This is a genomic window from Enterococcus sp. AZ129 (assembly GCF_051714505.1).
In the GTDB taxonomy this organism is placed as follows: domain Bacteria; phylum Bacillota; class Bacilli; order Lactobacillales; family Enterococcaceae; genus Enterococcus; species Enterococcus faecalis.
In genome coordinates this window covers 2,670,176-2,681,977 of the sequence record NZ_JBIORY010000001.1, presented here as the reverse complement: position 1 = coordinate 2,681,977, position 11,802 = coordinate 2,670,176, and the positions used below count along the sequence as shown (strand labels likewise).

11 protein-coding genes are annotated in these 11,802 nt (G+C 40.7%); 10 read left to right on the top strand and 1 reads right to left on the bottom strand.

Going from position 1 to position 11,802, the window contains the following annotated elements:
* Nucleotides 1–14: 14 nt before the first annotated feature.
* The 10 genes from rny (at nucleotide 15) to pepG1 (IGJ90_RS13150) (ending at nucleotide 10,772) form a co-directional block, all read left to right on the top strand.
* Nucleotides 15–1,571: a ribonuclease Y gene (rny, locus tag IGJ90_RS13195; RefSeq protein WP_002354863.1), complete on the top strand. Its 1,557-nt coding sequence runs from the start codon at nucleotides 15–17 to the stop codon at nucleotides 1,569–1,571.
* A gap of 159 nt (nucleotides 1,572–1,730) precedes the next feature.
* Nucleotides 1,731–2,528, top strand: a complete 798-nt coding sequence (locus IGJ90_RS13190; RefSeq protein ID WP_002354864.1) for a TIGR00282 family metallophosphoesterase — start codon at nucleotides 1,731–1,733, stop codon at nucleotides 2,526–2,528.
* 73 nt (nucleotides 2,529–2,601) lie between these two features.
* Entirely contained in the window at nucleotides 2,602–2,988 is a 387-nt protein-coding gene (locus IGJ90_RS13185; RefSeq protein WP_002359008.1) for a RicAFT regulatory complex protein RicA family protein, read from the top strand.
* Nucleotides 2,989–5,565, top strand: a complete 2,577-nt coding sequence (gene mutS / locus IGJ90_RS13180; protein WP_002354867.1) for a DNA mismatch repair protein MutS — start codon at nucleotides 2,989–2,991, stop codon at nucleotides 5,563–5,565.
* Between the two features lie 31 nt (nucleotides 5,566–5,596).
* A complete protein-coding gene (mutL, locus tag IGJ90_RS13175) occupies nucleotides 5,597–7,729 on the top strand; it encodes a DNA mismatch repair endonuclease MutL (protein WP_438768263.1) in 2,133 nt (710 codons plus the stop codon).
* 24 nt (nucleotides 7,730–7,753) lie between these two features.
* Nucleotides 7,754–8,308, top strand: coding sequence for a Maf family protein (locus IGJ90_RS13170; RefSeq protein WP_002419630.1), 555 nt, complete (start codon nucleotides 7,754–7,756; stop codon nucleotides 8,306–8,308).
* A gap of 132 nt (nucleotides 8,309–8,440) precedes the next feature.
* On the top strand, nucleotides 8,441–8,878 hold the full coding sequence (gene msrB / locus IGJ90_RS13165) for a peptide-methionine (R)-S-oxide reductase MsrB (RefSeq protein WP_010715474.1): 438 nt from the start codon (nucleotides 8,441–8,443) through the stop codon (nucleotides 8,876–8,878).
* 174 nt (nucleotides 8,879–9,052) lie between these two features.
* Complete coding sequence (locus IGJ90_RS13160) at nucleotides 9,053–10,024, top strand: ribose-phosphate diphosphokinase (protein WP_002381060.1); 972 nt, start codon at nucleotides 9,053–9,055, stop codon at nucleotides 10,022–10,024.
* A gap of 231 nt (nucleotides 10,025–10,255) precedes the next feature.
* Complete coding sequence (pepG1, locus tag IGJ90_RS13155; protein ID WP_170965521.1) at nucleotides 10,256–10,399, top strand: type I toxin-antitoxin system toxin PepG1; 144 nt, start codon at nucleotides 10,256–10,258, stop codon at nucleotides 10,397–10,399.
* 229 nt (nucleotides 10,400–10,628) lie between these two features.
* The gene (gene pepG1, locus IGJ90_RS13150; RefSeq protein ID WP_002367458.1) at nucleotides 10,629–10,772 is read left to right on the top strand and encodes a type I toxin-antitoxin system toxin PepG1; all 144 of its coding nucleotides are present in this window, start codon (nucleotides 10,629–10,631) and stop codon (nucleotides 10,770–10,772) included.
* Between the two features lie 368 nt (nucleotides 10,773–11,140).
* On the opposite strand, the gene pgmB is transcribed toward pepG1 (IGJ90_RS13150), so the two are convergent.
* Nucleotides 11,141–11,791, bottom strand: coding sequence for a beta-phosphoglucomutase (gene pgmB, locus IGJ90_RS13145; RefSeq protein ID WP_438768260.1), 651 nt, complete (start codon nucleotides 11,789–11,791; stop codon nucleotides 11,141–11,143).
* Nucleotides 11,792–11,802: the final 11 nt, after the last annotated feature.

The following is an 11,802-nucleotide window of genomic DNA, read 5'->3' as shown; positions in this document are numbered from 1 at the left end:
ATGGAGGTGGAAATATGGTTTTAAATATTCTCCTCGCTATCGTCGGTTTGATTGTCGGTCTTGGTTTAGGATTTGTTATTGCAAAGTCACGTCATGATAAAGCAATAAATGGTGCAAAAATTTCAGCGTCGAGTATTCTCGAGAACGCTCGGAAAGAATCAGAAACACTGAAAAAAGAAGCATTGCTAGAAGCTAAGGAAGAGAACCAGAAGTATCGTTCAGAAATTGAAAGTGAGTTGAAAGAAAGCAGATTAGAACTTAAATCTCAAGAAAATCGTTTAATTCAACGGGAACAAACGTTGGATCGTAAAGATGACTCTCTTGAAAAACGTGAAGGCTCACTGGAAGAAAAAGAAGAGAAACTTGGTGCTAGACAGCAATTAATTGATGAGCGAGAAAAAGAAGTAGAAAACTTAATTAATCAGCAACATCAAGAATTAGAACGAATTGCTTCCCTTTCAAAAGAAGAAGCAAAATCGATTATTATGAAGTCAACAGAAGAAGAGTTGAATCATGAACTAACCTTGATGGTCAAGGAGTCAGAACAACGTGCCAAAGAAGAATCTGATCGCAAAGCGAAGAACTTGCTTTCCCTAGCAATTCAACGTTGCGCCGCCGATTCTGTTTCTGAAACAACTGTTTCCGTGGTCACTTTACCAAATGATGAGATGAAAGGTCGCATTATTGGTCGTGAAGGACGTAATATTCGTACATTGGAAACATTAACAGGGATTGACTTAATCATTGATGATACGCCAGAAGCGGTTGTGTTATCCGGATTTGATCCAATCAGACGAGAAATCGCTCGAATGACCTTGGAAAAATTAATCCAAGATGGTCGGATTCATCCCGCTCGTATCGAAGAAATGGTAGAAAAATCACGTAAAGAAATGGATGAACGGATTCGTGAATACGGAGAACAAGCAGCCTTTGAAGTAGGTGCTCATACGTTACATCCTGATTTAATTAAAATTTTAGGCCGTTTACGTTTCAGAACAAGTTATGGTCAAAATGTCTTGAACCACTCAATCGAAGTAGCAAAACTGGCTGGCGTTTTAGCCGCCGAATTAGGCGAAGATGTTCAATTAGCCAAACGTGCAGGTTTACTACATGATATTGGGAAAGCATTAGATCATGAAATTGAAGGTTCTCACGTTGAGATTGGCGCAGAATTAGCTGCGAAATATAAAGAAAATTCAGTAGTTATTAATGCCATTGCCTCGCATCATGGTGATGTGGAAGCAACCTCAGTTATTTCTGTTTTAGTGGCAGCCGCAGATGCGTTATCTGCAGCCCGTCCAGGTGCACGTAGTGAATCGTTAGAAAACTACATTCGCCGCTTAGAAAACTTAGAAAATATTTCTAATAGTTTCGAAGGCGTGGATTCAAGTTTTGCTGTTCAAGCAGGACGTGAAGTTCGTGTCATGGTGAAACCAGAAGAAATTTCTGATTTAGAATCTGTTCGTTTAGTTCGAGACATTCGGAAGAAAATTGAAGATGACTTGGATTATCCAGGACATATCAAAGTAACGGTTATCCGTGAAACACGTGCCGTTGACTATGCGAAATAAAATAAAAAGCGAATAAGTATCGCGTGTAGTGTCTCAACGAACAATTGCAAGGATTGTTCGTTGAGGCACTTTTTTTAATCTTTTAAAACCAAAACTTTCTTTTCAAAGCGAAAACAACTATAATAAACAAGAGATGTTAAAAAGAGAAGAGGAACCTTTTTGCGTATATTATTTATAGGAGATGTTGTCGGTTCTTTAGGAAGAGAAGCCTTAGCAACGTATGTCCCTAAATTAAAGAAGAAATATCGTCCACAAGTGACCATTGCTAATGGTGAAAATGCGGCATCTGGTCGGGGAATTACTGGCAAGATTTATAAGAAATTTTTGCAAGATGGTGTCGATGTTGTTACGATGGGTAACCATACGTGGGACAACAAGGATATCTTTGAATTCATTGATGATGCGAAGAAAATGGTTCGTCCAGCGAACTTTCCAGAAGATGTGCCTGGTCAAGGAATGGTTTTTGTGAAAGTCAATCAATTGGAACTAGCGGTGATTAATTTACAGGCCCGCACATTTATGGTGCCATTGGAAGATCCTTTCAAGAAAGCCGCCGAGCTAGTGGCTATCGCTCGCAAACGGACACCGCTCATTTTTGTGGATTTTCATGGCGAAACGACGAGTGAAAAACAAGCCATGAGCTGGTTTTTAGATGGCCAAGTTTCAGCCGTTGTTGGAACACATACGCATGTTCAAACAAATGATGCTCGGATTTTACCGAAAGGGACAGCCTTCTTAAGTGATGTCGGTATGACCGGACCTTATGATGGGATTCTAGGAATGAAGCGTGAACCGATTATTGAGAAGTTTATGACAGCATTGCCGAAGCGCTTTGAGGTAGTCGAAACAGGGCGGACAATTTTATCTGCCTGTATTTTAGAGATTGATGACCAAACGGGCCAAGCGAAGATGATTGAGCCGATTCAGATTAGCGAAGATCGCCCGTTTCAAGAATAATAGAAGAAAAGTTAATCTCGGATCATTAAGAGGTTAACTTTTTCTGCTCTTATAGAAAAAGTGCCGGTGAAAGATGAAGGTGAAAAAAATGGAGCCGTTGAATTTAGATGCACAAAGTAATAAAGAATTAGAAAAATTGTTACATTTAATTGGACAAGATGAAGTCATTCAGCGCTACCAAGCGATTGAAGAAAAGGTAAAGAAAAACAAAAAGCTGACAGAATTAGTGGAAGAAATTAAAGCTGCGCAAAAAGATGCGGTTCAATTTGCTCACTATGGCAAACCAACTGCTGAAAAAGAAGCCATTCAACGAGCTGATGCGAAAACAAAAGAATTTGATGAGCATCCACTCGTTGTAGCCTACCGCGAACAACTGATCGAAGCCAATGACTTAGTCCAACATGTCACGGCGCTCATTCAATACCGCGTGAACGAAGAGCTAGAGAAGGAAGGGAATTAAATGCCACAAAAGACAAAAAATACACCCATGATGGAACAATATTTATCCATTAAGGCCCAATACAAGGATGCGTTTTTATTTTATCGCTTAGGTGATTTTTATGAATTATTTTATGAAGATGCTATCAATGCAGCGCAAATCTTAGAATTGACGTTAACCAGTCGTAACCGCAATGCGGATGATCCGATTCCTATGTGTGGCGTTCCTTATCATGCCGCGCAAGGCTACATTGATACGTTGATTGAGCAAGGCTATAAAGTAGCGATTTGTGAGCAAGTGGAAGATCCAAAGACTACCAAGGGCATGGTCAAACGAGAAGTGGTCCAGTTGGTAACGCCAGGAACGGTGATGAATAGTAAAGGCTTGGAAGCCAAAGACAATAATTACTTAACCGCTGTGCTAACAGATGGTAATCAGTTCGGTTTTGCCTATGTAGATTTGAGTACAGGCGAATTAAAAACAGCAGTCTTGGCTGATGAAGAGGGCGTTTTAAACGAAGCTTCTGCGTTGCAAACAAAAGAAATGGTCCTAGGTTCAGGGATCCCTGAATCGTTAAAAGAGAACTTAAGTTTACGTTTAAATATTATCTTTTCGACACAAGAAACGGTGGAAGAAAATGCCGAGTTTAGTTTTTTAACCAATGAACTGATTAATCCATTAGAAATTGAAATTACAGGCAAGTTATTATCTTATTTATCTGTTACCCAAAAGCGGAGCTTGTCCCATATTCAGAAAGCTGTGGAATATCAGCCAGATCATTTCTTGAAAATGGATCATTATTCTAAATTCAATTTAGAATTGAGTCAGTCGATTCGAACAGGACAGAAAAAAGGGACTCTTTTGTGGCTATTAGATGAAACGAAAACAGCTATGGGCGGCCGTTTGTTGAAACAATGGTTGGATCGTCCGCTAATTCAGGAACGTCAAATTAAGGCGCGTCAAGAAATGGTGCAATCCTTATTAAATGCCTATTTTGAACGCTTAGATTTGCAAGCAGCATTGACGAACGTTTATGATTTAGAGCGGTTAGCAGGACGCGTGGCATTCGGCAGTGTGAATGGGCGTGATTTAATTCAATTACGGACCTCTTTAGAACAAGTACCAACGATTCGACAGTTAATTGTCGGGATCAATCAAGGGGAATGGGATGATTTATTAGTCGACTTAAACCCTGTTGAAGATTTAGTGGCATTGATTGCGACGGCGATTAATGAAGAAGCCCCTTTACAAATTACTGAAGGAAATGTTATTAAAGACGGCTATAACGACCAATTAGATGAATACCGTGATGCCATGCGTAATGGTAAGCAATGGTTAGCGGAGTTAGAAGCGAAAGAACGCCAAGAAACAGGCATTAAAAACTTGAAGATTGGCTACAATCGTGTCTTTGGTTATTTCATTGAAATCACTAAGTCAAATTTAGCGAATTTAGAAGAAGGAAAATACGAGCGTAAGCAAACATTAGCTAATGCGGAGCGCTTTATTACGCCAGAACTAAAAGAACTAGAGCGTTTAATCTTAGAAGCCGAAGAAAAATCAGTTGAACTAGAATATCAATTATTCTTGGCCGTGAGAGAACAAGTGAAAACGAATATTGATCGATTGCAAACACTGGCTAAAACCATTAGTGCGGTTGATGTTTTACAATCTTTTGCAACAATTAGTGAACGGTATCAATACGTTCGACCAACGTTAAGAAGTAACACGAAAAATTTGGCGATTGTCGAAGGACGACACCCAGTCGTGGAAAAAGTTTTAGGGCATCAAGAATACATTCCAAACAGTATCCGCATGAACCCAGAAACAGATATTCTCTTGATTACTGGACCAAACATGTCAGGGAAAAGTACCTACATGCGTCAATTGGCTTTGACGGTGGTCATGGCACAAATTGGCTGTTTTGTACCAGCGGAAAGTGCTGAAATGCCAATTTTCGATCAAATTTTTACACGGATTGGGGCCTCTGATGATCTAATTGCAGGGCAAAGTACCTTTATGGTAGAAATGATGGAAGCCAACCAAGCACTGCGGCACGCCACGCCTAACAGCCTAATTTTATTTGATGAATTAGGACGCGGCACGGCAACCTATGATGGAATGGCGCTAGCGCAAGCCATCATTGAATATATCCATCGTGAAGTACAAGCTAAAACGCTATTCTCTACACATTATCATGAACTAACTGTTCTAGATGAAACCTTAAAAGGCTTGAAGAATATTCACGTGGGCGCTGTCGAAAAAGATGGCGAAGTGGTCTTTCTTCATAAAATGATGGAAGGACCTGCTGATAAGAGCTATGGGATACATGTTGCTAAAATCGCTGGTTTACCAAGTCCGCTTTTAGAACGAGCAGCCACCATTTTATCCGCTTTAGAAGCGGAAGAAACAACGATTCCAAGTTCAGTTCATCATGAAGAAGTTTCAGAAGTCCATGAAGAAACCGAGCAACTTTCATTATTTAAAGAAGTTTCAACAGAAGAATTAAGTGTCATTGACACATTGAAGAAAATGAATCTATTAGAAATGACACCACTAGATGCGTTAAACATGCTTCATCAATTGCAAAAACGTATCTAATTAGGAACCGAACCGGTTAGGAGGTCGTGAAATGGGGAAAATTCAAGAACTATCCGAACAACTAGCCAACCAGATTGCTGCTGGTGAAGTTGTTGAACGTCCCGCTTCTGTCGTCAAAGAATTGGTGGAAAATGCATTGGATGCAGGAAGCACCCAAATTGATATTTTTATTGAAGAAGCTGGCTTGAAAACCATTCAAATTATTGATAATGGTGAAGGAATTGCCAAAGAAGATGTACTGAATGCCTTCAAGCGCCATGCCACAAGCAAAATTCATACAAGAGATGATTTGTTCCGAATTCGCAGCTTGGGGTTCCGAGGCGAAGCCTTACCAAGTATTGCCTCAGTTTCTGAAATGATTGTCGAAACTGCCACAGCTGAGGAAGAAGAAGGCAGCTATGTGATTCTAAAAGGGGGAAAGGTCGAAGAAAACCGACCAGCAGCACTCCGTAAAGGCACAAAAATGACCGTTTCTAATTTATTTTATAATACGCCCGCTCGTTTGAAATACGTCAAAACGATCCAAACAGAATTGGCCAATATCGGTGACATTGTCAATCGTCTGGCGTTAAGTCACCCTAAAGTCGCTTTTCGCTTAGTTCATGACGGCCACAAAATGATGAGTACAACAGGCAATGGTGATTTAAAACAAACAATTGCGGGGATTTATGGCATTAGCACCGCAAAGAAAATGTTGAAAATTGAAGGGAAAGACCTTGATTTTACTTTGACAGGGTATGTCTCATTGCCAGAAGTCACACGGGCCAGCCGCAACTATTTATCAACGATTATCAATGGTCGCTATATTAAAAATTTCGCGTTAAATAAAGCAATTGTAGCCGGCTATGGTTCGAAACTAATGGTGGGGCGTTTTCCAATTGCTGTGTTAGAAATTGAAATGGATCCGCTGTTAGTCGATGTCAATGTCCATCCTACTAAGCAAGAAGTTCGTTTAAGTAAAGAAAAAGATTTAATGGCATTAATTGAACAGGCGATTCAAGAAGTGTTGAGCCAAGAACAGTTGATTCCCAATGCGGCAGACAATTTGCGTTTTAAAAAGAAACTACCGCCAGAACCTAAAGCCGAACAAATGGAAATTCCTTTATCGACTGAACAACCTGCGGTAAAACAACGACCGGGCAGCTTAAGCTATAATCCCGCAACGGGTCGCTTCTATGCGGAACATGCGACAGACGAAACACCAGTCTCAAGCGCCCCAGAAACTGTCAACCAGACAGAAAGAGCAGTGGACCCAATGGACGACCCATTTGCGCCGCCAGTACCAGAATCAACAAGTGTAGCGGAAGAAACGTCAGCTTACGAAATCTCTTCGGCAGCTGTTGATTCCGCAAATCATTGGGAAACAGCTAGTAATGAGCAACAGATAATAGCCGAAGAAACGAAAATAACTGAAGTATCTGATTCAGAACCTTCTCTGCGTTCATCAGAGGCTGCTGACGAGGTTTTCCAAGAAGAAATGAAACTTCACCCAGAATTTGATGCCAATAGCGCTGCGAGTCAAAGAGAACTGAAACAAGCCCTGAATAAGTTGGAAGAAGAACGACCGACAGAACGTTTTCCTGAGCTAGAATACTTCGGTCAAATGCACGGAACTTATTTATTCGCACAAAGCAAAGATGGCCTGTTTATTATCGACCAACACGCTGCCCAAGAACGAATTAAATACGAGTACTTCCGTGAAAAAATTGGCGAAGTCAGTGATGATTTACAAGAACTATTGGTACCAATCGTTATTGATTATCCAAATAGTGATGCCTTGAAAATTAAAGAGCAGAAAGAAACCCTTGCAGAAGTCGGCATCCATTTGGAAGACTTTGGACAAAATAGTTTCATTGTGCGGGCTCACCCAACTTGGTATCCTGCAGGCGAAGAGGAAAGCATTGTTCGCGAGATGATTGACATGTTGCTAACAACTGGCTCGGTCAGCGTGAAAAAATTTCGTGAAGCAACCGCCATTATGATGAGCTGTAAGCGATCCATCAAAGCCAATCATTACCTCAATGAGCAACAAGCACGCGTGCTATTAAAAGATTTAGCTTTGTGCGAAAATCCGTTTAATTGTCCGCATGGACGTCCGGTGCTGATTCATTTTACGAATTCAGATATGGAACGAATGTTTAAACGCATTCAAGACCCCCATTAAAAAGAAACGAGGCGTCATCAATTTATGCAAATTATTTTAGCATCCCAATCTCCTCGCCGTCAGGAGTTATTAAAGCGTGTGGTCCCAACTTTTACGATTGCACCAGCCGATATCGATGAAACTGTTGGCAAAGACGGCTTACCAGCAGAATATGTGGCGCAAATGGCTGCCCAAAAAGCAGCGGCTATAGCAGAACAAACCCCCGAAGCACTAGTCATTGGCTGCGATACAATTGTGGCATTGGCGGGAGAAATTCTCGGCAAACCCACTTCTCGGGAAGACGGTTATCGCATGTTGCGCCTCCTAAGTGGCAAAACACATGACGTGTATACAAGTGTGACGTTGAAACAAGGGGAAAAAGAGCGCTCCGCGACAGTTCATTCAACCGTGACGTTTTATCCACTGACAGACACGGAAATCCATGCTTACTTAGATACCGCAGAATATGCCGACAAAGCAGGCGCTTATGGTATCCAAGGACAAGGAGCATTATTAATTGAAGCAATCGCTGGCGATTATTACGCCATTATGGGCTTACCAATTGCCAAAGTAGCCCGACTACTAAAAGAATTCAACTAATAAAAGACAGTCCTTTTCATTCGTCAAAAAGAGAAAGGACTGTCTTTTACTATGCAAACTATTAGGTGCCTGTTTGGCAAACGTGGTATCATTGAACCCAATAAATTGAACAGAAGAAAAGGAGTGGACAGAATGACAAAACCAACAGAAGAAGAATTAAAACAAACCTTGACGGATCTTCAATATGCCGTCACACAAGAAAACGCAACAGAACGCCCTTTTTCAGGAGAATATGATGACTTTTACCAAGACGGAATCTATGTAGACGTTGTTAGTGGCGAACCGTTGTTTAGCTCCCTGGACAAATACGATGCTGGTTGCGGCTGGCCATCCTTTACCAAACCAATTGAAAAACGTGGCGTCAAAGAAAAAGCTGATTTTAGTCACGGCATGCACCGAGTAGAAGTTCGCAGTCAAGAAGCGGATTCACATTTAGGGCATGTTTTCACTGATGGCCCACTCCAAGAAGGCGGCTTACGTTATTGCATTAATGCGGCAGCTTTGAGATTTGTGCCAGTGGCAGATTTAGAAAAAGAAGGCTATGGCGAGTACCTTTCTTTATTCAAATAATCCTCATTTTTTAGACAAATACGATAAAATAGTTAGAAGAAAGCGACTTTTGATGAATATCTTGTATGAAATACAGAAAATCTCTTGATTTATTTGGCTAGGACTACTATTATTTTAGAAGGAAAGTATTGTTCAGTTTTAACGAATTGGCTGAAATAGAAAGTGGAGGTTCTAATGTCGAAACATTATTTTGATCCAAGATTGAAAATCTTTTCTTTGAACTCTAATCGTCCCTTAGCAGAAAAAATTGCGGATGCTGTGGGTGTGGAGCTAGGAAAGTGCTCTGTAACACAATTTAGTGATGGCGAAATTCAAGTGAATATTGAAGAAAGTATTCGTGGTGCACATGTTTACGTCATTCAATCAACAAGTAGCCCTGTTAACGATAACTTAATGGAACTATTAATCATGATTGATGCGTTAAAACGTGCGAGTGCTAAAACAATTAACGTGGTTATGCCTTATTATGGGTATGCACGTCAAGACCGTAAAGCACGTGCCCGGGAACCAATCACTGCTAAACTTGTTGCAAACATGATTGAAAAAGCTGGCGCAACAAGAATGTTGACATTGGACTTACATGCGGTCCAAATTCAAGGATTCTTTGATATTCCAGTGGATCATTTGATGGGTGCACCATTAATTGCCGATTACTTCATCGAACACGGCATTCAAGGCGATGACGTCGTTGTTGTTTCCCCTGACCATGGTGGTGTAACGCGTGCGCGTAAATTGGCAGAATTCTTAAAAGCACCAATTGCGATCATTGACAAACGTCGTCCAAAAGCGAACGTAGCAGAAGTAATGAATATCATTGGTCATGTGGAAGGCAAAACATGTGTCTTAATTGATGACATGATTGACACAGCGGGGACAATTTCTCTTGCTGCAAACGCATTGAAAGAAGCTGGAGCAAAAGACGTTTATGCTTCTTGTACACATCCCGTTTTATCAGGACCAGCCTTACAACGTATTGAAGATTCAGCAATTGAACGCTTAGTTGTAACAGACTCTATTTACCTATCTGATGATCGTAAAATTGCAAAAATTGACGAAGTCAGCGTTGGTGAATTAATCGGAGATGCGATTAAACGTATCCACGAAAACAAACCAGTTAGTCCGTTATTTGAAACAAAAAATAAATAATTACAAAAAACCGCCCACATCATTTTTCTGATGTGGGCGGTTTTTTCTCTAAATCATTTTATCTAAAAATATATTGTAACCTGAATATTTATTAGGCATTCATGATATACGATAAGTGTAGAGAAGTTAATGCGGAGGCAAGCGCAAAGGAACATGCGCTTTGCGACGAGCATCGCAACAAAGTGAGAAGCGTAGGAGCAGAGACTTTCCTCTTTCGGTGAGGTGGTGCGTATGAGCGTACTTCCAAAATTTACAGAAAGGAGAGGCCTTTTGTCAGCATATGAAACAATTCAGACGATCCTAGGGTTTGGTATGTTTACCATTGCTTCGATTGCGCTGATTGTGAAATTGCTTAAAAATGACAATAAAAAATAACCGTCAACTTTGACCGGTACGGTTATTTTTATAACTAAATTGGTCACCGTCTTAAACGGCTCTACATCAGAGAGGTATGTTGAAGCATATCTCTCTTTTCGTTTTCATTATAGCACATTTTCCTAAAAAAATATATTTGAAACTAATTATTTTTTAGTTTTACATGATATACTATAAGAGTAGAGAAGTTATGGCGGTGGCTATCTAATCTGAAAGTGAGGTGGTGCGTATGAGCGTACTTCCAAAATTTACAGAAAGGAGAGGCCTTTTGTCAGCATATGAAACAATTCAGACGATCCTAGGGTTTGGTATGTTTACCATTGCTTTGATTGCGCTGATTGTTAAATTGCTTAAAAATGACAAGAAAAAATAACCGTCAACTTTGACCAAGCACGGTTATTTTTAAATAATTAACATGGTCACCGTCTTAAACGGCTCTACATCAGAGAGGTATGTTGAAGCATATCTCTCTTTTCATTTTCATTATAGCACATTTTCCCGAAAAGTACGAATAAATTTAGCGTTAATCCGTGAAATCCTAAAAGCTGTTAAAAATGACAAGAAAAAATAACCGTCTACTTTGACCGGTACGGTTATTTTTTATAACTAAATTGGTCACCGTCTCGGACGGCTCTACACTAGAGAGGTGTGTTGACGCATCTCTCTCTTTTCATCTACATTCTAGCATAGATACAATGTAGATGAAAAGAGGTGCCTACTGCTAAAGGTTCTTGTCCTTCTTTAGCGATTGAGCAGTGCATCAACGCTTAGTTCAGTCATTTCAGAGACTTGCATGTCGGCTCCGATTAAGGGTTGGCTGGCCGACAAGCCGACGGCATAGATGCCCGCGGCTTTCAAGCCGTCAATGCCTGATTGGGCATCTTCAAAGCCAATGGCGTTTTGCGGTAGCACGCCAATACTGTCAGCGGCGGCTAAAAAGATTTCAGGATCAGGTTTGCCTTTGCTTAATGAGTCGGGATCGACAATTGTGGCGAAGTACGCGCGCACGCCTAATTTTTCCAAAATCAGGGGCGCGTTTTTTGAAGCCGAAGCCACGGCACAGGGAATGTGACGTGCTTGGGCTTGCTGTAGCAATGGCACGACACCAGGTAAAACATCTTCTGTTGTTAAATGTTCTAATAATTGAACGTAGTGGTCATTTTTTTGCTGAGCTAAGGCTTCTTTTTCTGCTGGAGTAAACGCATTTTCACGGTGGCCATGGGCTAAAATGCGGTCCAAGGAGTCCATCCGACTAATGCCTTTTAATGTTTCGTTGAAGGTTTCGTCAATGGGGATACCTAGCGAATCTGCCAACGCTTTCCAAGCTTGATAATGAAATTTGGCGGTGTCAGCAATGACACCATCCAAATCAAAAATAAATCCAATCGTCATTGTGGTTCGCT